Origin of the sequence: Nocardiopsis baichengensis YIM 90130 (assembly GCF_000341205.1) — a bacterium.
Lineage (GTDB): Bacteria > Actinomycetota > Actinomycetes > Streptosporangiales > Streptosporangiaceae > Nocardiopsis_A > Nocardiopsis_A halophila.
On record NZ_ANAS01000017.1, the window covers coordinates 24,435 to 47,217 of the forward strand.

General features: G+C 73.9%; 17 protein-coding genes. 16 read left to right on the top strand and 1 reads right to left on the bottom strand.

The features are described 5' to 3' along the window. Positions 1-516: 516 nt before the first annotated feature. From C892_RS0114735 to C892_RS31350, 14 genes are all read left to right on the top strand, one after another. Positions 517-1,953 (top strand): UDP-N-acetylmuramoyl-tripeptide--D-alanyl-D-alanine ligase, encoded by a 1,437-nt coding sequence (locus C892_RS0114735; protein ID WP_017557839.1) that lies wholly within the window; start codon positions 517-519, stop codon positions 1,951-1,953. Positions 1,954-1,994: 41 nt separating this feature from the next. Next, the gene (gene mraY, locus C892_RS0114740; RefSeq protein WP_051060546.1) at positions 1,995-3,008 is read left to right on the top strand and encodes a phospho-N-acetylmuramoyl-pentapeptide-transferase; all 1,014 of its coding nucleotides are present in this window, start codon (positions 1,995-1,997) and stop codon (positions 3,006-3,008) included. 3 nt (positions 3,009-3,011) lie between these two features. After that, positions 3,012-4,424 carry a UDP-N-acetylmuramoyl-L-alanine--D-glutamate ligase gene (murD, locus tag C892_RS0114745; RefSeq protein WP_017557840.1) on the top strand — a complete coding sequence of 471 codons (1,413 nt, stop codon included), beginning with the start codon at positions 3,012-3,014 and terminating at the stop codon, positions 4,422-4,424. A 662-nt stretch (positions 4,425-5,086) separates the two neighbouring features. Beyond that, the gene (gene ftsW / locus C892_RS0114750) at positions 5,087-6,460 is read left to right on the top strand and encodes a putative lipid II flippase FtsW (RefSeq protein ID WP_017557841.1); all 1,374 of its coding nucleotides are present in this window, start codon (positions 5,087-5,089) and stop codon (positions 6,458-6,460) included. Further along, on the top strand, positions 6,457-7,623 hold the full coding sequence (murG, locus tag C892_RS0114755; protein ID WP_017540439.1) for an undecaprenyldiphospho-muramoylpentapeptide beta-N-acetylglucosaminyltransferase: 1,167 nt from the start codon (positions 6,457-6,459) through the stop codon (positions 7,621-7,623). Before ftsW ends, murG begins: the two co-directional genes overlap by 4 nt. After that, the gene (gene murC / locus C892_RS0114760; RefSeq protein WP_017557842.1) at positions 7,620-9,050 is read left to right on the top strand and encodes a UDP-N-acetylmuramate--L-alanine ligase; all 1,431 of its coding nucleotides are present in this window, start codon (positions 7,620-7,622) and stop codon (positions 9,048-9,050) included. Before murG ends, murC begins: the two co-directional genes overlap by 4 nt. Positions 9,051-9,094: 44 nt before the next feature. Next, positions 9,095-9,829: a cell division protein FtsQ/DivIB gene (locus C892_RS0114765; RefSeq protein ID WP_017557843.1), complete on the top strand. Its 735-nt coding sequence runs from the start codon at positions 9,095-9,097 to the stop codon at positions 9,827-9,829. 446 nt (positions 9,830-10,275) lie between these two features. After that, positions 10,276-11,724, top strand: coding sequence for a cell division protein FtsZ (ftsZ, locus tag C892_RS0114770; RefSeq protein WP_017557844.1), 1,449 nt, complete (start codon positions 10,276-10,278; stop codon positions 11,722-11,724). A gap of 124 nt (positions 11,725-11,848) precedes the next feature. After that, positions 11,849-12,571: a peptidoglycan editing factor PgeF gene (gene pgeF, locus C892_RS0114775; protein WP_017557845.1), complete on the top strand. Its 723-nt coding sequence runs from the start codon at positions 11,849-11,851 to the stop codon at positions 12,569-12,571. Between the two features lie 413 nt (positions 12,572-12,984). Next, complete coding sequence (locus C892_RS0114780) at positions 12,985-13,749, top strand: YggS family pyridoxal phosphate-dependent enzyme (protein WP_017557846.1); 765 nt, start codon at positions 12,985-12,987, stop codon at positions 13,747-13,749. A gap of 124 nt (positions 13,750-13,873) precedes the next feature. Further along, positions 13,874-14,404 carry a cell division protein SepF gene (locus C892_RS0114785; protein WP_017540445.1) on the top strand — a complete coding sequence of 177 codons (531 nt, stop codon included), beginning with the start codon at positions 13,874-13,876 and terminating at the stop codon, positions 14,402-14,404. A 39-nt stretch (positions 14,405-14,443) separates the two neighbouring features. After that, positions 14,444-14,749 carry a YggT family protein gene (locus C892_RS0114790; RefSeq protein ID WP_017540446.1) on the top strand — a complete coding sequence of 102 codons (306 nt, stop codon included), beginning with the start codon at positions 14,444-14,446 and terminating at the stop codon, positions 14,747-14,749. Between the two features lie 156 nt (positions 14,750-14,905). After that, positions 14,906-15,832 carry a DivIVA domain-containing protein gene (locus tag C892_RS0114795; protein WP_017557847.1) on the top strand — a complete coding sequence of 309 codons (927 nt, stop codon included), beginning with the start codon at positions 14,906-14,908 and terminating at the stop codon, positions 15,830-15,832. Between the two features lie 1,285 nt (positions 15,833-17,117). Continuing rightward, a complete protein-coding gene (locus tag C892_RS31350) occupies positions 17,118-17,579 on the top strand; it encodes a hypothetical protein (RefSeq protein ID WP_152513399.1) in 462 nt (153 codons plus the stop codon). A 379-nt stretch (positions 17,580-17,958) separates the two neighbouring features. Here the strand turns inward: C892_RS31350 and ileS are convergent, their stop codons facing one another. Then, positions 17,959-21,147, bottom strand: a complete 3,189-nt coding sequence (gene ileS, locus C892_RS0114805; protein ID WP_017557848.1) for an isoleucine--tRNA ligase — start codon at positions 21,145-21,147, stop codon at positions 17,959-17,961. Positions 21,148-21,762: 615 nt separating this feature from the next. Here ileS and C892_RS0114810 point away from each other — a divergent pair. Both C892_RS0114810 and C892_RS0114815 read left to right on the top strand, forming a co-directional pair. Then, complete coding sequence (locus C892_RS0114810) at positions 21,763-22,026, top strand: divalent-cation tolerance protein CutA (RefSeq protein WP_017540448.1); 264 nt, start codon at positions 21,763-21,765, stop codon at positions 22,024-22,026. A 349-nt stretch (positions 22,027-22,375) separates the two neighbouring features. Further along, positions 22,376-22,771, top strand: a complete 396-nt coding sequence (locus C892_RS0114815; RefSeq protein ID WP_017557849.1) for a TraR/DksA family transcriptional regulator — start codon at positions 22,376-22,378, stop codon at positions 22,769-22,771. Positions 22,772-22,783 lie beyond the last annotated feature (12 nt).

The window sequence follows — 22,783 nt, forward strand, 5'->3', positions numbered from 1 at the left end:
TGGTGGCGCCATGAAAGCGGACAAATGGGATGAAAGTGTGTCGTGGTGACGATGCACGGGAATCTGCTTCGGGATCGTTACCGACGGCCGATGCCGGGAACGCGAGACGGGGGCGCCTCCCGCCGTGAGCGGTCGGCGGGGTGCCTCCGATCGGCTCCGCGCGTGCGGTGACCCTGCGCACGCGGCACCCGATCGCTGCAGGTGGGGGCTGTGGCCCCGGGGTCGTGCGCGCGTTCCGGCCGAACGTCGGCGGGCGCGGTTCCGGAGTGCGCCCGTGGGGCGGGCGATTCGAACGCCGATCCGGTCCCGCAATGCGGCCGTGACGCAACCCCCGATATCCCGGATGCTCTAAGGTGGGTCCGGCAATCGCTGCCCGGCCCCGCGGCGTGCCGCTGCCGCCTCGCGGTCGACCAGCCCCAGCGCGATCCCCGGACCGGCGCCGTGCATGGGCTGTGTCCGCCACCCCGATCGAGGCGCCGCAGGCGCGGAGGACCGGGCCCGACATGAGGAGTGGATTTGATCGCGCTGACGCTCGATCGGATCGCTGAGATCACCCGAACCCGGATACGCGGATCCGCGCGCCCGGACACCGCCGTGACCGGCCCGGTCGTCGTGGACTCTCGGCAGGCCGGTCCAGGCTCGCTGTTCGTGGCGCTCGGCGGGGAGCGCACCGACGGGCACGACTTCGCCGGCGCCGCCCTCGCCGCCGGCGCCGCGGCCGTCCTCGGGTCCCGGCCGGTCGAGGCGCCGCAGCTGCTGGCCGACGGCGGCGACGACGAGGTCGTGGCCGCGCTCGGCAGGCTCGCCCGCGAGGTGGCCGACCGCGTCACCGCGGCCGGGGCCGACATCGTGGGGGTCACCGGCTCGTCCGGCAAGACCACCACCAAGGACCTGCTTGCCCAGGTGCTCGGGGGACTCGGCCCCGTGGTCGCGCCGGCCGGCTCGTTCAACAACGAGATCGGCCACCCGCTGACCGTGCTGCGCGCCGACGCCGACACCCGCTTCGTGGTCATGGAGAAGGCCGCGCGCGGTATCGGGCACATCGCGCACCTGTGCACCATCGCCCCGCCGCGCATCGGCGTCGTGCTCAACGTCGGCAGCGCCCACATGGGCGAGTTCGGCGGGCGCGAGGCCATCGCCCAGGCCAAGGGGGAGCTCGTCGAGGCGCTGCCCTCGGCCGCCGACGGCGGGGTCGCGGTGCTCAACGCCGACGACGACGCCGTGCGCGCCATGGCCGCGCGCACCTCGGCCCGGGTGGTGACCTACGGCCGCGGCGAGGACGCCGACGTGCGCGCCCGCGACGTCCGGATGGACGGCGCCGGGCGGGCCGCCTTCACCCTGGAGATGAACGGCGGCAGCGCCCCGGTCCGGCTGGCGGTGGTCGGCGAGCACCAGGTGCACAACGCGCTGGCGGTGGCCGCGGTGGCCGCCGAGTTCGGCATGGACGCCGCGGCGGCCGCCGCGGCGCTGGCCCAGGCCGGCCCGGTGAGCCGCTGGCGGATGGAGGTCGGCGAGCTGGCCGACGGCACCACCGTCGTCAACGACGCCTACAACGCCAACCCCGAGTCCATGGCGGCGGCGCTGCGCACGCTGGGCGCCATCGCCGGGGACCGGCGCCGCTCCTTCGCGGTGCTGGGGGCCATGGCCGAGCTGGGCGGCGAGGCGCGCGAGGCGCACGAGGAGACCGGGCGCCTGGCCGCCTCCCTGGGCGTGGACGGGCTGATCGTGGTCGGTGAGGAGGCCGCCCCCATCGCCGACGGGGCGGCGCGGGTCGCCGGCTGGCAGGGGGAGGCCGTCGCCGTCCCCGACGCCGCCGGCGCGGCCGAGGCGCTGCGCACGCGCCTGCGGCCCAAGGACGTCGTCTTGGTGAAGGGATCGCGCGTGGCCGGGCTGGAGAAGGTCGCCGAGAAGGTGGCCGAGGGGCTTACCGCGTCGGGGAAGGACGCCCAGTGAGCAATATCCTCATCGCAGCGGCGATCTCCCTGGTCATCTCCATGCTGGTGATGCCGCCGCTGATCCGCATCCTGTTCCGGTTCAAGTTCGGGCAGGAGGTCCGCGACGACGGCCCCGAGGGCCACAAGACCAAGCAGGGCACGCCCACCATGGGCGGCATCGTCATCATCCTGGGCGCGGTGCTGGGCTACTTCGGCTCGCACCTGGCGCTGATGACCCGCCCCACGGTCTCCGGCCTGCTGGTGATGTTCCTGTTCGTCGGGATGGGCGCGGTCGGCTTCCTCGACGACTTCATCAAGATCTACAAGCGCCGCAGCCTGGGCCTGCGCAGCGGCGCCAAGATGCTCGGCCAGACCGTGATCGGCGTCGGCTTCGCCTACGGGGTGACGAAGTTCCCCAACGGCTACGGCTACACCCCCGCCTCGCCCCAGCTGTCGTTCCTGCGCGACTTCGGGCCGCCGCTGTGGATCGGCATCTTCGTGATCTGGGCGCTCTTCCTCATCGTGGGCTTCTCCAACGCCGTCAACCTCACCGACGGCCTGGACGGGCTGGCGACCGGCGCCACCATCCTGACGCTGGTCTCCTACGTGATCATCGGCAACTGGCAGCTGCGCCAGAGCTGCAGCGAGGCGCTGCTCTCGCCCAACTGCTACCCGGTGCGCGACCCCCTCGACCTGGCGGTGGTCGCCGCCGCCGGACTGGGCGGCTGTATCGGCTTCCTCTGGTACAACGCCCCGCCCGCCAAGATCTTCATGGGCGACACCGGCTCGCTGGCCCTGGGCGGCCTGGTGGTCGGCCTGGCCATCACCACCCGCACCCAGCTGCTGCTGCTCGTCATCGGCGGCCTGTTCGTGCTCATCACCGCCTCGGTGATGCTGCAGGTCAGCTCGTTCCGCCTGACCGGCAAACGGATATTCCGGATGGCGCCCCTCCAGCACCACTTCGAGCTGAAGGGCTGGGCGGAGACGACCATCGTCATCCGCTTCTGGATCATCCAGGGCCTGCTGGTGGGCACCGGCATCGGCCTGTTCTACCTGGAATGGATGCCGAGGTAGCCGATGGCGGACGGATTCGAAGAGGGCCTGCGCGGCAGGCCGGTGTGCGTGGCCGGGCTCGGTGTGTCCGGCCCGCCGGTCGCCCGCGCGCTGCTGGCGTGCGGCGCCCGGGTGACGGTCGTGGACGGCCGGGACGACGCGGCCTCCCGCCGGGCGGCCGAGGAGCTGCGCGCCGAGGGCGCCCGCGTGGTGCTGGGCTCGGACGCCCTGCCCGAGGACACCTCCCTGGTGGTCACCTCCCCGGGGTGGCGGCCGGACGCGCCGCTGCTGACCGCGGCGGCCGGCGCCGGGATCGAGGTCATCGGCGACGTCGAGCTGGCCTGGCGGCTCAAGCCCGCCGACCAGGTCTGGCTGGCGGTCACCGGCACCAACGGCAAGACCACCACGGTGCGGATGCTGGAGGCGATGCTGCGCGCCGACGGCCGCGACGCCCTGGCCGTGGGCAACGTGGGCACCCCCATCATCGAGGCGGTCCGCCCCGGCCCCGACGGGACGTGCCCGCAGGTGCTGGCGGTGGAGCTGTCCAGCTTCCAGCTGCACTGGTCGAGCTCGGTGCGCCCGCAGGCGGCCGCCGTCCTCAACCTGGCCCCCGACCACCTGGACTGGCACGGCGGGTTCGACGCCTACGCCGAGGCCAAGGGCCGGATCTACGCCCGCGGCACGGTGCGGGTGGCCAACACCGCCGACGAGCACTCGGTGCGCCTGGCCTCCGAGGGCGACCCGCACACCCCGCTGGTCGGCTTCGGGCCGGGCACCCCGCGCCCCGGTGAGCTGGGCGTGGTGGAGGACCTGCTCGTGGACCGCGCGTTCGTGGACGACCCGGTGCACACCGCCGAGGAGCTGGCCGCCCTGCAGGACGTGCGCCCGGCGGCGCCGCACCAGGTGGCCAACGCCCTCGCGGCGGCGGCGCTGGCGCGGGCGGCGGGCGCCGCCCCCAAGGCGGTCCGGGAGGGGCTGGCGGCGTTCGGCCCCGAGCCGCACCGCATCGCCCCGGTGGCCACCGTGGACGGCGTGCTCTACATCGACGACTCCAAGGCGACCAACGCCCACGCGGCCGGCGCCTCCCTGGCGGCCTACGAGCCGGTGGTGTGGATCGCCGGGGGACTGCTCAAGGGTGCCGAGGTGGACGAGCTGGTGCGCTCGGCCGCGCCGCGCCTGCGGGCGGCGGTGCTGCTCGGCCGCGACCGCGCCGAACTGCGCCGCGCGCTGGACGAGCACGCCCCGGAGGCGGACGTGGTGGAGGTCGCCGAGACCGGCGACGACGCGATGGACCGGGTGGTGGCCGAGGCCCGCGCCCTGGCCCGGGAGGGGGACACCGTGCTCCTGGCCCCCGCCGCGGCGTCGATGGACATGTTCACCGACTACAACGCCCGCGGCGACCGCTTCGCCGAGGCGGTCCGCAGACTCCGGGCCTGATCGGCCCCATGCGTGCCCGGAGCCCCAGGGGCTCCGGGCACGCGGCGTGTACGGGGCCCTGCGCGGGTCCTTCCCGGTGCTCCTCCTGCCCCCGGGCGTCCACCGGGCCGGCGAACGACCGGGGCGGCTCCGCCACGCCCGATCAGCGGTGCGCTCCGGAGATACCGGTAGGGCGCCCGCCGGGGCGGCGGAGCTTCCGGCGGCCGTGGCCGCCGTCGGCGGGCGGCCTTCGGCCGTCCGCCGACGGGCGGGGCGCCGGTCGGGGCTGCGAAGGCGGCCCGGGTTCGGCCCGGAGCCGTGACGACGGCGCTGAAGTGGTCGGACGGAAACGACACCGCTCCGATGGACGCCATCGATACCGGGAGCGACCTCAGGGGCGCGGCCGCCGGTCGCACGGCCACGGTCCCGGCGGGCACGTGTGCCCCCTCCGGTGCCCCGCGACCGTCTCTCAGACGCCTTCCCGCGGGGTTCCGGTGCGGTCCCGGCGGGCGATCCGGTCCGTCCCGGACCGTCCGTTCGGTCGCCGAGTGCCCCGTTCGCCCGTCCTGCGCGCCTGTGTGGGAGAAAAGAACCCCAACACGCGCGTTATGTCCGACGCTTGCGCCACCGTAGCCACCACACTTGTTCGACGCTGGGAAAGTGTGTCGCGGCGGAGGTGGCGTATGGCGGTGGTGCCCCGTGGGGGAGCGCCCGGGAAGAAGAAGGCGGCCCGGACGCGTCCGCCCGGCGGTCGCCCCGGGAGCGCTCCGCGCGCCTCGTCCGGGGGCGGCGCGGGCGCGGGCGGCAACTGGCTGCGCGAGCTCGGCCGGCGCCCGCTCACCTCCTACTACCTCATCTTCGGTACCAGCGCCATGCTCATCGCCCTGGGCCTGACCATGGTGCTGTCGTCCTCGATGGTCGACTCCTACACCGAGACCGGCTCGCCCTACAGCCTGTTCCAGAAGCAGGTCCTCGCCGCCGCCGTGGGCCTGCCGCTGATGGTGCTCGCCTCGCACATGCCCATGCACGTGTTCCGCGCCCTGGGCTACCCCGCCATGCTGGTCTCGGTCGCGCTGCTGGTGCTCACCGTCTTCAAGGGCGAGGAGTACAACTCCGGCGCGATGCGGTGGGTGGAGATCGGCGGCATGACCATCCAGGCCTCCGAGCCGGCCAAGCTCGCCTTCGCCCTGTGGGGCGCCAACGTGCTCGCCCGCAAGGAGGAGCTCAAGGAGCTCAAGGAGTGGCGCCAGCTCCTCTTCCCGCTGATGCCCGGGTGCGCCGTGCTCGTGCTGCTGGTGCTGCTCGGCACCGACCTGGGCACCACCATGGTCCTGCTCACGATCTTCCTGGCGCTGCTGTGGGTGGTGGGCGCCCCGGGCAAGCTGTTCGTGGGCATGCTGGGCCTGGTCGGGACCCTGGTGGCGATCATGGTGGCCGTCGAGCCGTTCCGCATGGCCCGCGTGACCTCCTTCCTCAACCCCGAGGCCGACCCCACCGGGTCCGGCTTCCAGCTCATCCACGGCCTGTACGCGCTGGGCACCGGCGGCCTGTTCGGGGTGGGCATCGGCGGGAGCCGGGAGAAGTGGGGCTTCCTGCCCCACCCCGAGAGCGACTTCATCTTCGCGATCATCGGCGAGGAGCTCGGCCTGGTCGGCACCCTGGTCGTCGTCGGACTCTTCGGCGTCCTGGGCTACGCTGGGCTCCGCGTCGCGTCGCGGGTCGACGACCCCTTCGTGCGCCTGGCCGCGACCTCGGTCACCGCCTGGATCGTGCTGCAGGCCATGGTCAACATCGGCACCGTCATCGGCGTGCTGCCGGTGACCGGCATCCCCCTGCCGCTGGTCTCGGCCGGGGGGTCCGCGCTGATCCCGACCATGCTCGGCCTGGGGGCGCTCCTGGCCATGGCCAAGACCGAGCCGGACGCCCGCAGGGCGCTGGCCGCGCGCGGTCCCGGCCGGGTGGAAAGGGCTCTAAGCTGGCTGGGCCTGGGCACCGCGATCGAGCGGCGCGACGGCGACCACGGGCAGGTTCAAGCGAGGAGGAATCGGCGACGATGAGGGTAGCCCTCGCCGGAGGCGGCACGGCCGGGCATATCGAGCCCGCGCTCTCCCTGGCAGACGCGCTGCGGCGGATCGACCCCGACACCCGGGTGATGTGCCTGGGCACCGAGCGGGGGCTGGAGACCCGGCTGGTGCCCATGCGCGGGTACGAACTGGGGCTGATCCCCGCCGTCCCCCTGCCCCGCCGGCTCACCCCCAAGCTGCTCCAGGTGCCCGGCAAGCTCGCCGGCGCCATCAGCGCCGCGGGCGACCGCCTCGACGAGCTGCAGGCCGACGTCCTCGTCGGCTTCGGCGGCTACGTGGCCACCCCCGGCTACCTGGCGGCCCGGCGCCGCCGGATCCCCATCGTCGTCCACGAGGCCAACCCGCTCCCCGGGCTGGCCAACCGGCTGGGGGCGCGGCTCACCCCGCACGTGTACACCGGCCACCCGCACACCGAGATCCGCAACGGCCGCTTCATCGGCATCCCGCTGCGCGAGCAGATCTCCACCCTGGACCGCCTGGCCATGGGCGACAAGGCGCGCGCCCACTTCGGCCTGCGCTCCGACCTGCCCACCCTGCTGATCTTCGGCGGCTCCCAGGGCGCCCAGGCCGTCAACGAGGCCGCCTTCCAGGCCCAGCCCGCGCTCACCGCCGCCGGGGTGCAGGTCCTGCACGTGGTCGGCCCCAAGAACGCCGAGGAGCCCCAGGACCGCACCCGGGACGGCGTCCCCTACGTCGTGGTCCCCTACGTGGACCGGATGGACATCGCCTACGCCGCCGCCGACATGGCCATGTGCCGCTCGGGCGCCATGACCTGCGCCGAGCTGACCGCGGTCGGCCTGCCCGGCTGCTTCGTCCCGCTGCCCATCGGCAACGGCGAGCAGCGCCTGAACGCCGAGCCCATCGTCGAGGCCGGCGGCGGCCTGCTCATCAACAACGCCGACCTGACCGCCCGCTGGATCACCGAGGAGCTCATCCCGGTGCTCACCGACACCGACCGGGTCGTGGCCATGTCCGAGGCCGCCTCGGCCATGGGCCGCCGCGACGCCGACGCCGAGCTGGCCCGCGAGGTCCTGGCCGTCGCCCGCGGGGACAACCCGGGCGACGAGGTGCCGGTGCCCGAGGACGACGATGACGAGGACGACACCTTCGTCGACGACGGGAAGGACGCCCGATGAGCCTGGTGCGGCCCACCGAGCCGCTCCCCGTCGAGGAGATGGGCCGGGTCCACTTCGTCGGCATGGGCGGGGTCGGCATGTCCGGCATCGCCCGGGTGCTCCTACAGCGCGGCGCCGAGGTCTCCGGCAGCGACGCCAAGGACGGCGCACTGCTGCGCGAGCTGGAGGAGCTGGGCGCCCGCGTGCACGTGGGGCACGACGCCGCCAACGTCGGCGACGCCCAGACCCTGGTCGTCTCCTCGGCCGTGCGCGAGGACAACCCCGAGGTCGCCGAGGCGCGCCGCCGCGGCCTGCGCATCCTGCCGCGCGCCGCCGCCCTGGGCGGCCTGCTGCTGGGGCGCACGGGCGTGGCCGTGGCCGGCACCCACGGCAAGACCACCACCACCTCCATGCTCACCGTGGTGCTGCAGGAGCTGGGGGCCGAGCCCGGCTACATCATCGGCGGCCGCCTGGTCACCACCGGCCTGGGCGCCGACGCCGGGGCCGGGGACGTCGTCGTCGCCGAGGCCGACGAGAGCGACGGCTCCTTCCTGATGCTCTCGCCCGAGATCGCCGTGGTCACCAACGTCGAGGCCGACCACCTGGACAACTACGGCGGACTGGACGAGATCCACGCCGAGTTCGCCGCGTTCGCCGACCGGGTCGGGCGGACCCTGGTCGTCGGGGTGGACGACCCCGGGGCCCGCAAGGTCGCCGAGAGCGCCCGCGCCCGCGGCCTGCGCGTGGTCACCTACGGCCAGGCCCCCGAGTCCGACTTCCGGGTCGGCGGGATCGGCGCCGAGGGCTTCTCCACCCGCTTCACCCTCACCCCTCCCGAGGGCGAGCCCCTGGAGTGCGTGCTGGCCGTGCCCGGGCTGCACAACGTGCTCAACGCCGCCGCGGCGATCGCCGTCGCCGACGAGCTGGGCCACGACCCCGAGGTCGCGGTGGAGCAACTGGCGCACTTCACCGGCGCCGCCCGCCGCTTCGAGCCCAAGGGCGAGGCGGCCGGCACCGCGGTCTACGACAGCTACGCCCACCACCCCACCGAGATCGCGGCGGACCTGCGCGCCGCCCGCGCCGCCCTGGACTCCCGCCCCGCGGGGGAGGGCGCCTCGGCGCGCGTCGTGGCGGTCTTCCAGCCCCATCTGTACAGTCGCACCCGGATCTTCGCGGCGGAGTTCGGCGAGGCGCTGGCCCTGGCCGACGAGGCCGTGGTGATGGAGGTCTACGGGGCCCGGGAGGACCCCGAGCCCGGCGTCACCTCGGCCCTGATCACCGACCGGGTCGGCCACGGGCGGGTGCACCGGCCCGCCACCCGCGACCAGGCGGTGGCGGCGGCGGCCGAGCTGGCCCGCCCCGGGGACATCGTGCTGACCATGGGCGCCGGGGACGTCACCGAGCTCGGCCCGCGGATCGTCGCGGCCCTGGAGGAGCGCGGCGCCTGAGGCGGCGCCCGCGCGGGGCCCGCGTGGGAGGGAAGGTGCTTGCCGTGGCAGGCGGCGCTGCTCAGGCGGGCCGCGCGGGCGGTGCGCCCCGCTCCGACCCGTGGAAGGCCGCCTTCATCGTCCTGCTCATCGTCGCGCTGCTGGCGGTGGTGACCTGGGTGCTGCTGGGGTCGCGGCTGCTGGTGGTGCGCGAGGTGCGGGTGGAAGGTCTGGACCGGATCGACCGCGAATCCGTCGTGGGGGCGCTGGACGTGCCCACCGGCACCCCGCTGGCCCGGGTCGACACCGAGGCCGCGGCCGGCCGGGCCGCGAAGCTGCGGCTGGCCGAGCGGGTCGAGGTGGACCGGTCCTGGCCGGCCGCGCTCACCGTGCGGGTGCACGAACGCGAGCCGCGCCTGGCGGTGCGGGCCGGGGACGGGTTCCGCCTCGTCGACCACGACGGGGTCCGGATCACCGACGCCGACTCCCGCCCCGAGGCCTACCCGCTGGCGCGGGTCCGGGGCGAGGTCGAGGGCAACCCCGCGGTGGCGGCGGCGGCCTCGGTCGCCGACGCGCTGGACGGGGCGCTGCCCGCCTCCACGGCCCGGGTCGCCGCCATCGACGCGCGCGACGCCGACTCCATCACCGTGGAGCTGGAGGGCGGCGCGACGGTGGAGTGGGGCGACGCCGAGGACGGCGGGCGCAAGGCGCGGATCCTGGAGGTGCTGGCGGGCGAGCACCCGCCCGACTCCGAGCGCGTCTACGACGTCAGCTCCGTCGACATGGCCGTCGTGGGCTGAGGTCCGGGCGGTGCGGGGCCCGCGCGGCCCCGGGCGCGGTGCGGAGCGGCGGGCGGCGGCCCAGGGGCGGCGCGGAGCCCGGGACATTCCAGACGCGACGCGCCGGGACGGCGCATCGCTTCCGGAGCCGACACGCCGTTAGGCTGAACACCTGGTTGGTTGCCCGTCGGCAGGCCGCGGCCTACTGTCGGGAGGCAGACCATGGTTGACATAAGTATGGACTCGAACCGATAGGGGCGAAAGTCCCGTGGGCCCCGGGGAACCCGGGGCCGGGGCCCAGCCCCTGGGCGGTCCGGCCGGCGGCGGTCGGCCCGGGGCGCCGCAAGTAAGACTGTAGAACCGGACAGCCGGTCGGCCCGACCCGCGGTCGGGGAGCGCGGCCCAGGCCGCGGTCGCCGACGACACTCGGTAGCGACCGGCCGATGCGAGCGGAAAGGCCCCTCGTCGTGGCAGCACCGCAGAACTACCTCGCGGTCATCAAGGTCGTCGGTATCGGCGGCGGCGGCGTCAACGCCGTCAACCGGATGATCGAAGAGGGACTCAAGGGCGTCGAGTTCATCGCCATCAACACCGACGCTCAGGCGCTGCTCATGAGCGATGCCGACGTCAAATTGGACGTCGGGCGCGAGCTGACCCGGGGCCTGGGCGCCGGGGCCGACCCGGACGTCGGCCGCAAGGCGGCCGAGGACCACCGAGAGGAGATCGAAGAGGTCCTCAAGGGCGCCGACATGGTGTTCGTCACCGCCGGAGAGGGCGGCGGCACCGGCACCGGCGGTGCGCCCGTGGTCGCCAACATCGCCCGGTCGCTGGGGGCGCTCACCATCGGCGTGGTCACCCGCCCCTTCGGGTTCGAGGGCAAGCGCCGCGCCACCCAGGCCGAGTCCGGCATAGCGATGCTCCGCGACGAGGTCGACACCCTCATCGTCATCCCCAACGACCGGCTGCTGTCCATCTCCGACCGCCAGGTCAGCGTGCTGGACGCGTTCAAGGCCGCCGACCAGGTGCTGCTCTCCGGTGTGCAGGGCATCACCGACCTGATCACCACCCCGGGCCTGATCAACCTGGACTTCGCCGACGTCAAGTCCGTCATGCAGGGGGCGGGGTCGGCCCTGATGGGCATCGGCTCGGCACGCGGGGACGACCGGGCGGTGGCCGCCGCGGAGATGGCGATATCCTCGCCGCTGCTGGAGGCCAGCATCGACGGGGCGCACGGCGTCCTGCTGAGCATCCAGGGCGGCTCGGACCTCGGCCTGTTCGAGATCAACGAGGCGGCCCAGCTGGTCGCCAACTCCGCCGCCCCCGAGGCCAACATCATCTTCGGCGCGGTCATCGACGACGCCCTGGGCGACGAGGTGCGGGTCACCGTCATCGCCGCCGGGTTCGACGAGCCCCGCTCGGAGTCCCCGGCGCCGCCCCGCGCCACGGCCGCGGCGCCTGCGCCCGAGGTCGAGCGGCGCCCGGAGCCGGCGCCGCGCCCCGAGCCCGCGCCCCGGCCCGAGCCCGCCGCGCGGCCGGAACCGGCCGCCGCCGAGCCCGCCCCGCGCCCGGAGCCGGCCCCGCGCCCCGAGCCCGAGCAGGCGGCCCGCCCGGCCGCTCCGGAGCAGGTCCGCCCCGAGCCGGAGCCCGAGCCCGCGCCCGCCGAGCCCGAGCCCGAGCCGGCCCCGCGCGCCGAGCCCGCGGCGCGGCCGGAACCGGCCCCCGCGCAGGAGGAGCCCGAGCCGGAGCCCGAGCCCGAGGAGGAGGCCCGTCCCCGCGGCATCCACGCGGTCGGCGAGAACGGGTCGCGGCGCACCGGCACCGACGGCTTCTCCCGTCCGGGCGAGGTGCCCACCCCGCGTCGCCGGGTCATCTTCGACGACCCCGACGACCTGGACGTGCCCGACTTCCTGAAGTGAGGCGCACGTGAGCCGCGCGGCCCGCAGGCCCGCGCCACCCGTCGGAGCAGGCGTACCGGCGGCGGGATCCCCGCCGCCGGTACGCTTTTTCGCGTCCCGACCGCACCCGTCCCCAGGGAGGGCCATGAGCGCCGCATTCGAGTTGGCACCGGGCGTGCTCGCCGGGTTCACCGGCCGCTACGACGCAGGGGTGAGCGCCCCGCCGTTCGACACCTTCAACCTCGGCAAGAGCGTGCCGGACGAGGCGGCGGCCGTCGAGGAGAACCGGCGCGCCGCCGCCGCCCTCTACGGCTTCGACCACACCCGGGTGGTGTGGATGGAGCAGGTGCACAGCGCCGACGTGGCGGTGGCCGCCGAACCGGGCGGGGCCGGCCGGGTGGACGCGGTCGTCACCGCCCGCGACGACCTGGTGCTGGCGGCGCTGTCCGCGGACTGCCTGCCGATCGTCGCCGCCGACCCCGGGGCCGGGGTGATCGGCGCGGCCCACTCCGGGCGGGTGGGCACCATCAAGCGGGTCGCCCCCGCGCTGGTGGAGGAGATGGTGCGCCAGGGGGCCGACCTCGAGCGGATCAGGGTGGTGCTGGGACCCTCCATCTGCGGGCGGTGCTACGAGGTGCCCGCGCACATGCGCGACGAACTGGCCGCGCACACCCCCGAGGGCGCGTCGGAGACCCGGGAGGGCACGCCGGCCGTGGACATGCGCGCCGCGGTCGAGGCGCAGCTGCGCGCGGCCGGAGTCGGCCACGTCAGTGCGGACGGGCGGTGTACGTATGAGACCGCGGACCTGTTCTCCCACCGGAGGCAGGCCCCGACCGGGCGGCTGGCCTCCTACGTATGGCGGACCTGAGGGGCGGCGCAGGGGACCTAGGGCACGGCCTCTAGGACACCGCCCCTAGGACACGGGCCGAGGAGACGGACCTGAGAGGCCGCCCCGGGTCGGACCCGGGGTCGTCCCGGGAGGACGGGTCGGCGGGGTCCCGGACGACGGATCCCTAGAGGGTCCGGAGGGTACGGACGCGCGGCCGAGCCCGGGCGGCGGAGCCGGCGCGGGGCGTTTCGAGGCGCGGAGCCCGCGTGGGGCGGGGGCACGCGGGGCGGTCCGGGCTGCGGCACCGGAGGAGACGGCGGAACCGGGGCTCCCGGGGCGGCTCCGTACGGAGCGCTCCGGACCGCGGCGGCGTCGGAGGAAGAGGACGGCCGCCCGGCGCCGCCCCCGGCGGGCGGCGGAGACGCGGCAGTGACGAACGAGCGGAAAGAGCGATGGCAGCGGAACACGGCGGACATGCGGAGCGGGCGGAGGCCGGGGAGGCGGCCCTGCGCCGGCGGCGCATCGCCGCCAACCTGGAAGCGGTGCGCGAGCGGGCCGCCACGGCCTGCGAAAAGGCGGGGCGTCCGGCCTCCGATGTGAGCATCATCGCTGTGACCAAGACCTATCCCGCCTCCGACGTGCGCATCCTCGCCGGCCTGGGGGTGGGCGACGTGGGCGAGAACCGCGACCAGGAGGCCTCCGCCAAGGCGGCCGAACTCGGTGATCTGCCCCTCACCTGGCATTTCGTCGGGCAGCTGCAGACCAACAAGGCGCGGTCGGTGGCGCGCTACGCCGACGTGGTGCACTCGGTCGACCGGGGGCGGCTGGTGAGCGCGCTCGGCGGCCGCGCCCGTCTGGAGGGGCGGCGGCTGACCTGCCTGGTCCAGGTGAACCTCGATCCCGACTCCCAGGCCGGGGTGATCGGCCCGCGCGGCGGGGCGGACCCGCGCGACGCCCCGGCGGTCGCCGACCTCATCGCCGCGGAGGAGGGCCTGGAGATCGGCGGCGTGATGGCGGTCGCCCCGCGGGAGGGCGACCCGGGGGCCGCGTTCGCCCGTCTGCGCGCGGTCGCGGCGGGGATCCGGGATCGCTACCCTCAGGCCAAGGTGATATCCGCGGGCATGAGCGGGGACATGGAGGCCGCCATCGAGCACGGCGCGACACACCTGCGCGTGGGTACGGCGTTGCTCGGTGATCGGGGTCCGAACGTGGGGTAATGTCCCCACATGGACCTTGGCGCCCATCTGTCGAGTTCGCCCGCAGCGCGGGGACCGGCGGGCACGGGCGAACTCAGAGAAGTCTTCTGCGGTGCCGCACCACAGGGACGACGGAGGACATGAGATGGCCGGCGCGATGCGCAAGATGGCGGTCTACCTCGGCCTCGTGGAGGACGACCGCTACGATCACCGCTATGCGGACGAATACGATGACTTCGACGACTTCGAAGAGGCCGTCGAGGACAGGCGGGAGCGGGAGACCGACCCGCATGGCGGCGATCTGCGCTCCGACGCCGTGAGCGAGGGAGAGGACCGCACCCCGCTGGCGGGCGGGGCGTCCGAGCGCCGCGTCTCCGCGGCGACGGCGATGGCCGACCTCGCCCGGATCACCACGCTCCATCCGCGCACCTACAACGAAGCGCGTACTATCGGAGAGCATTTCCGGGAGGGCACCCCGGTGATCATGAACCTCACCGAGATGGTCGACAGCGACGCCAAGCGTCTGGTCGACTTCGCGGCGGGGCTCATCTTCGGGCTGCACGGCAGCATCGAGCGCGTGACCAACAAGGTGTTCCTCCTGTCCCCGGCTAATGTTGAGGTGACGGCTGAAGACAAGGCACGGATCGCCGAGCGAGGCTTCTTCAACCAGAGCTAGACCACCACGGCTGTACACAGATTGGGTCGAGGAACGACCGTGAGCATCGTCCTGTACGTACTCCTCATCCTGCTGAACCTCTTCATGCTGGTGCTGATAGGGCGGCTGGTGTTCGAACTCGTGCAGTCGTTCGCCCGGTCGTGGCGCCCCTCGGGCTTCTCGCTGGTGCTCGCGGAGAGCGTCTACACGATCACCGACCCGCCGCTGAAGTTCCTCCGGCGGTTCATCAAGCCCATCAGGTTGGGGAGTGTGGCGCTGGACCTGAGCTTCACCGTCCTCTTCCTCTTCGTGGTGATCCTCATCCAGATCGTGCGGTACGCCATGTTCACGACCGCGACCGTGTAACCGGTGCTTCCCTGCGGTGCCTTCCGGAAAGGCATACATGTCGGACGGGTAAGCTCCGGTTCCGATATGTGGTCTTGGTCATGATCCGGATTGCCGTAAGGTCACGATCAGGTAGCGTCCCTACGGACGGAGTCCAAGCGCGCCAAGGAGACGAACATGCCGCTGACACCCGCGGATGTGCGGAACAAGCAGTTCAGTACGACCCGGCTACGGCCGGGCTACGATGAAGAAGAGGTCGACGCCTTCCTCGATGAGGTCGAGTCCGAGCTCGACCGTCTGATCCAGGAGAACGAGGAGCTTCGGGGCAAGCTGGCCGAGTGCCTGCGGGGCAAGGTGCCCAACGCCGGCATGCAGGACTTCCAGCAGCAGCCCCAGGAGCAGATGCAGCCGGAGCCGCAGCAGCAGCCGGCGCAGCAGCAGCCCGAGCCGGCGCCGGCGCCGGCCCCGGCGCCCGCCCCCGCGCCCCAGGCGGTGGAGCAGCAGCTTCCCGCGATGGCCGCCCAGATGGGCCTGCCGGGCTCCGAGGAGAACATGGACACCGCCGCGCGTGTCCTGGCCCTCGCCCAGCAGACCGCCGACCAGGCCATCTCCGACGCCCGCCGCGAGGCCGACGAGACCCTGGGCCGCGCCCGGCACGAGGCCGACGACATTCTCGGCAAGGCCCGCCGCCAGGCGGAGCAGATCGTCAACGAGGCCCGCGCCCGCTCCGAGAACCTGGACCGCGACGCCCAGGAGCGGCACCGCCAGGTGATGGGCTCGCTGGTGCAGCAGCGCGAGGAGCTGGAGCACAAGGTCGCCGAGCTGAAGGACTTCGAGCGCGAGTACCGCAGCCGCCTGAAGGACTACTTCGAGCGCCAGCTGCGCGAGCTCAACGAGGGTGGCCAGGAGCCCAGCGGCGCACCGGCCAACCCCAACACCACCGGCGGCTTCCAGACCATGTCGGCGCCCACCGGTGCGGGGCCGGCCCTGCAGCACGGCGGCCCGGCGGCTCCGGCCGGCGGCAACCCGTTCGCCCAGCAGCAGCCCGAGCCCGCGCCGCACGGCGGGTTCCACCCGGGCGAGGCGCCGCACGAGCGCCGCTGACCGCCCGGGAGGGCACGCCACCCTCGAAGGAACCCACCAGTAAAGGCCCTCTCGACCAGTGTTGATCCTCGGCAGCCTCGTCGTCCTGGCGGCGGCCCTGCTCCTCATCGCGATCGCCGTGGTGCTCGCCCAGGCGAGCCTGGTGTACATCGCGCTCGCCCTCGGCGGCGTCGGCGCGGTACTGCTCATCGCGGAGGCGGTGCGGAGCCGCGAGCAGCTCGGAATCCGCGAGGCGGGCACGGGGATATCGACGGCGGTGCGACGTGCCCGCGAGCAGGCGGGCGCACGGACGGACGGATTGGGGAAGGCGTCCGTCCCCGCCGCAGTCGCCCGGGTTCGGCCCTCAGGGGCCGCCGGCCCGACCCCGCCCCCCGGGGCGGCCGGTCAGGGCCCGGCAACGCCGCAGGCCGGTACGGACCGGCCCGGCGCACCGGTCGGAGGGGCACGGCAGGAGGGTTTCGCCGGGGCAGCGTCCCCGTCCGCACCGCAGGCGCGGACGGCCGCGCCCGGTGCGGGCGCGGCGGGCGGACCGGGCACAGGCCCGGCCGTCCCCGGCCCCCGATCGACCGAGGCCCCTGATCCCGGCCCGTCGACGCAGGCCGAGCCCTCTGAGCCTTCCTCACCCACCACCCCCCGACCCCCCGAGACCTCTCCCGGCGGCGGCGACGGCGATGCCCCGTCCGCCGAGGAGCCCGCCCGGACCGGCGCCCACCCGCTCCCGCCCGAGGACGCGGCCACGGAGGCCGGACCGGACGACGACACGGGCACGGACGCGGAGACGACGACCTCCGCTGTGTCCGAACCGGAGCCCGAGATGGAGCCGACGGCGGACACGTCGGCCGACCCGGTACCCGACTCGGCGGACGCCCCCGTGGCCGAAGGGCCGTCCGAGAAGGCCGAGCGCTCCGGGCTCTCCGAGCGTTGGGAGCATGCCGAGTCCGCGGGGCCTGCGGAGTCCGCCGAGCCCGCTGGGGCTGCCGAGCCCGCTGAACGCACGAGTGCCGCGGAGGCGGAAGGCGCACACTCCCCGGGAGAAGCCCCGGAGTCCGCTGCCACCGCCGGGCCCGACACCGACCCCCACACCGGCGGTCCCGAGTCCCGAACCGGCCCCGACACGGAATCCGATACCGGGTCGCCTGCGACGCCGGAGTCGCCCGAGACGGAGGCCGAAGCCCCGTCGAGCGAGCCGACCGCTGACCGGGGTGAGACGCCCCGGCCCACCGCCGTCACGGGCGAGCCCCATGGCGAGAGCACCGAGGCAGCGGCAAGCGGCGTGGAGCCCCCGGTGGCCGAAGGGGCGGGACGCGCGGAGTCCGCCGAGGCCGCGGAGCTCGCGGAGGTCGCCGAAGACGAAGCGCCGACCACCGGTCGCCCCCATGACGTGGCCCCGGCCGACGGCGCCGCCCACGAAGACGGCGCAGAGAGCGGAGCCGTGAGCGCCGAGCTCCCGGACCCCGAGCCGCTGCCTGACCTCGACGAAGAGCCGCAGTCAGGGGCGGTGGCGGGGCCCGGAACGAGTACGCACGCCGACCGGTCGACGAAGGCGGAAAAGGACGGCACCGCTGCTCCGGACACCCCCGAGGCCGGGGAAGCGGTCACCGACTCGGACGAAGCCGGGACGGCCGCAGGGGACGAAGAGCCGGAGGAGACCAGCGACATCCCGGCCGAGGGCAGGGCCGAAGACCCGGACGAGCCGTCCTTCTCAGAATTCGTCGAGGGCCTGAAGCGCATGAAGACGAACGAATAGCCCACCGCTTCCCTCGACTTGCTTCGGTGGAATCTGCCGCCGTACCGCCATCGGCTCGGAGAGCCGATGACCGGGGCAGCACTGCCGAGCGCCACGTCTGCGAGCGTCACCGGGCGGTGCCGGATCGGCGGGTGCCCCGCTCGTGGCTGATTGCCGGGTGGCGGTTCACCGTCGGTCGGTGTGCCCCCCGAACCTCCGTCCGTTCTTCCTGGCTCCCAGCCGTGACCAGGCGTTCGGCAGGGCCTCCCGGTTCCGGACGGCGGACGTGTGAGTATCCGATCCCCGAGCCGGGACCTGCTGCCCCAGGGAGGGAGGAGCCGGAGACGGGAAAGGCCCCGGACGCTGTGCGTCCGGGGCCCAGCCTGTGGCCTTGAGGGGGTCAGGCCTTGCGGATCCAGACGGTCAGGCCGAAGTCATCGGAGGTCACGGAGTGGGTGCCCTCCTCCTCGGGGGCCTTCTCGGTTCGGGCGAAGGACGTGGCCAGCACCTCGGCCGCGATGGTCTCGGCGTGCTCCTCCATCGCCTGCCCGGTCTGCGGGTCGGTCGCCGACCAGGCCAGCGCGATCCGGTCGGAGATGTCCAGGCCGCTGCCCTTGCGGGCGTCCTGCACCAGCCGGACCACCTCGCGGGCCAGCCCCGCGCGCTGCAGCTCCGGGGTGAGCTCCAGGTCCAGGGCCACCGTCTCACCGTTCTCGGTGGACACCGCCCACCCCTCGCGGGGCTGCTCGGTCACCAGCACCTCGTCGGCGCTGATCTCCACCGGCTCGCCCTCGACCTCCACGTGCGCCCAGCCGGTGCCGCGCACCTGCTCCACCAGCGCCTTGGCGTCGGCCGCGCCGATCGCCTTCGCCACCAGCGGAGTCCGCTTGGCGAACCGCTTGCCCAGCGCCCGGAAGTTCGGCTTGACCGTGTACTCCACCAGGTCGCCGCCGACCGACGACAGCGCCTCCAGCGAGTGCACGTTGAGCTCTTCGGTGATCTGCGCGCGCAGCTGCTCGGGCAGCCGGTCGAACCCCCGGGCGCCCACCAGCGCCCGGGACAGCGGCTGGCGCGTGCGCACCGCCGACTCCACCCGGGCCGCCCGGCCCAGCTCCACCAGGCGCCGCACCAGCGCCATGTCCTGCGACAGCCCCTCGTCGATCAGCTCCCGGTCCGCCGCCGGCCAGTCGGCCAGGTGCACCGACTCCGGCGCCCCCGGGCGGCGCAGCGCCGCCCACACGTGGTCGGTCAGGAACGGGATGATCGGCGCCAGCAGCCGGGTCAGGTTCTCCAGCGTCTCGTACAGCGTGGCGAACGCCGCAGCGCCCTCCGGGGTGTCGGCGCCCGCCCAGAACCGGCGGCGGGAACGGCGCACGTACCAGTTGGACAGGTCGTCGATGAAGGCGGTCAGCCTGCGCCCCGCCCCCGCGGTGTCGAAGTCCTCCAGGGCGGCGTCCACGTCGGCCACCACCTGGTTCAGCTCCGACAGCAGCCACCGGTCCAGCAGCGGCCGGTCGGCCGGGGCCGGCGCCTCGTCCAGGCGCTCGGGGGACCAGCCCTCGCCGGCGCCCGCGTAGAGGGTGAAGAAGGAGGCCGTGTTGTAGTAGGTGAGCAGGACCTTGCGGACGATCTCCTCCAGCGCGGTGTGCCCCACCCGCCGGGCCGCCCACGGCGACCCGCTGGCCGCCATGAACCAGCGCAGGGCGTCGGCGCCGTGCCGGTCCATTACGGGGATCGGCTCGAGCACGTTGCCCAGGTGCTTGCTCATCTTGCGGCCGTCCTCGGCCAGGATGTGGCCCAGGCAGACCACGCTCTCGTAGGAGGAGCGCCCGAACACCAGGGTGCTGACCGCCATCAGCGAGTAGAACCAGCCGCGGGTCTGGTCGATCGCCTCGCAGATGTACTGGGCCGGGAAGTTCTCCTCGAAGACCTTCTCGTTGCGGTGCGGGGCGCCCCACTGGGCGAACGGCATCGAGCCCGAGTCGAACCAGGCGTCGATGACCTCCGGCACCCGCCGGGCCTCGGCGCCGCACTGCGGGCAGTCCAGCACCACGTCGTCGACATAGGGCCGGTGCGGGTCCAGCGCGCTCAGGTCGCGCCCGGCCAGTTCGCCCAGCTCGGCCAGCGACCCGACCACCGTGGTGTGCTCGTCGGCGCACTGCCACACCGGCAGCGGCGTGCCCCAGTAGCGGCTGCGGGACAGCGCCCAGTCGATGTTGTTGCGCAGCCACTCCCCGAAGCGCCCCTCCTTGACGTTCTCGGGGTACCAGTTGGTGGCCGCGTTCTGGGCCAGCAGCTCGTCCTTGACCTCGGTGGTGCGCACGTACCAGGACGGCACCGCGTAGTACAGCAGCGCGGTGTGGCACCGCCAGCAGTGCGGGTAGCTGTGCTCGTACTCCTGGGCGCGGTACATCAGGCCGCGCGCGGTCAGGTCCTCCACCAGGACCGGGTCGGCCTTCTTGAAGAACCGCCCGCCGACCAGGTCGAGGCCCTCCTCGAAGGTGCCGTCGGCGCGCACCGGGTTGACCACCGGCAGCCCGTAGGCGCGGGCGACCGCCATGTCGTCGGCGCCGAAGGCGGGCGCCTGGTGCACCATGCCGGTGCCGTCCTCGACGGTGACGTAGTCGGCCAGCACCACGTAGTGGGCGGGCGCGTCGAAGCCGATCAGTTCGAAGGGGCGCTGGTAGGTCCAGTGCTCCATCTCGCCGCCCTCGAACCGCTCCCCGGTCAGGGTCCAGCCCTCGCCCAGCACCTTCTCGAACAGCGGCTCGGCGATGAGCAGCCGCTCGGTGCCGTCGGTGGCCACCACGTAGGCGACGTCGGGGTGCACGGCCACCGCCGTGTTGGACACCAGGGTCCAGGGGGTGGTGGTCCACACCAGCATCGAGGTGGGGCGCTCGGGCGAGGCCAGCGGGCCGGAGGTGACGGGGAAGCGCACGTAGACCGAGGGGTCGGTCACCGTCTCGTAGCCCTGGGCCAGCTCGTGGTCGGAGAGCGTCGTCCCGCAGCGCGGGCAGTAGGGGCTGATCCGGTAGTCGCGGACCAGCAGGCCCTTCTCGTGGATCCGCTTCAGCGCCCACCAGACCGACTCCACGTACTGGGAGTCCATCGTGCGGTAGGGGTCGTCCAGGTCGACCCAGTACCCCATGCGCTCGGTCATCTCGGTGAAGGCGCCCACGTGCCGCAGCACCGATTCACGGCAGCGCGCGTTGAACTCGGCGACGCCGTACTCCTCGATGTCCTTCTTGCCGCTGAGCCCCAGCTCCTTCTCCACGGCGACCTCGACCGGGAGGCCGTGGCAGTCCCAGCCGGCCTTGCGGTCGACCCGGTGGCCCTTCATGGTCTTGAACCGGGGGAAGACGTCCTTGAAGACGCGGGCCTCCACGTGGTGGACGCCGGGCTTGCCGTTGCCGGTGGGCGGACCCTCGTAGAAGACCCAGTTGGGGCCGTCCTTGGTCTTGTCGAGTGAGCGCTCGAAGACCTTCTGCTCCGACCAGCGCTTCAGCACCTCGTGCTCCACCGCGGGCAGGTCGATCTGCGCGGGGAGGGCGGGGAAGGGCCGGGAGGCGGAGGGTTCTTCTGCTGACACGTGGCTGCCCTTTCCATCAGGGGTGCGGTCCTGATGGAGGGACGAGGCGCGCGGCCCCGCGGTACCACCCTCCTTGGGAGCGCGTGCGCCCCCCACTTCGTTCGCTGCGGTGCCGGTTCTACTGAGCCCCGGTCGGGGGCCGTTCCTCCGGCGGCTCAGGGGTGATCTTCCCGCCGGTCATACCCCCGGGCTCCCACCGTCCCCGGGTCGCTCTGGGCTGTGCTCCGCGCGGTACTCGTCCCCGTCATCGCCCTGCTTTGGAGTAGAGGATAACGCAACGCGACCTCCCTTCACGCGCGCCTTTCCGGAGCCGGCACCGGAGCCGGCACCGGCACCGGAGCCGGCACCGGAGCCGGCACCGGCACCGGAGCCGGCACCGGCACCGGAGCCGGCACCGGAGCCGGCACCGGAGGCGCCGCAGGGCCCCGTCGGGGCGTGCCGCGGCCGTGGAAGGGGCGGCCCGGCGGGGTCGGCGCGGGCGCGGGCGGCGCGTCGGGGCATACTGGCGCACGGCCGTCCACCGGGGACGGCCCGGGCACGGGCGCCCCCGCGGCCGACCGCGGGCGGCGCCGGGCCAGGCCGGAGCCGAAAGGCCGAAGGAAAGAGAGGGACCGGATGGGGGAGACGCAGTCGGCGGGCGCGGTGCTGGTGACGCTGCCCGACCGGGAGGACGCCGACGAGCTGGCCGAGCAGCTGGTGGACCAGGGCTATGAGCCGTGCACGGTCCACCGGGACATGCTCGCGGGCGAGGACGACGCCGAGGACGTCGACTGGGTGATCGAGGTGCGGGTGGGCCCGCACGGCGGCCCCGCGGTGTTCGACGAGCCGCACCTGTCCCGCCTGGCCGAGGACTACGGGGGCTTCGCCACCGCCGGGTAGCCCCGGCCCCGCGCCCCGCCCCTCGGCGCCCGGCCCCTCTGCCCCCGCCCTGCGAATCGGACGATGCGAACAGGGGAACAACAAAGGGGAAAGAGGCGGTGATTCCGTGGTACGCCGTGGTTCGTTGAATCGCCCGCCCCGGCCGCCTAAGCTACCCGGCACTGTGCGGATGACGCCCGAATCGACGGCGTTTTCGCACGTCGGGAAGTGGAACGGCGGGGGCGGCCGGGAGGTCGTCCGGATCGGAACGGGGGGCTTGAGGGTGACGTCTATGGCGGCGGAGCGATCGAGTGGTGGAGGGGGCCGCGCGCAGCGCGGCGCACGGCACGAGGAGGCCGACGTGAGTGCGGTGAATCTGCCCCCGGCGCGCAGCGGGGAGGACCCCTGGACCCCCGAGGAGCTCGCCGAGGTCCGCGGTGCGCTGGAGGAGGAGATCACCGCGCTGCGCGCCAACCTCGCCGACGCCGAATCGGGGCTGGCCGAGCGGCTCACGGACGCGGTGGCCAACGCCGGGGACGACCCCACCGATACCGGGGCGAAGGCGTACCAGCGCGAGCACGACCTCGCACTGACCTACAATAGCCGTGACCTGCTCGCGCAGAGCGAGCGGGCGATCGAACGGATGGACGCGGGCACCTACGGGGTGTGCGATTCCTGCGGCCACGCGATCGGAAAGGCCCGCCTCCAGGCATATCCGCGCGCCCTGCTGTGCGTGGCGTGCAAACAACGCGAGGAGCGTCGCTGACTGACGTAGAGC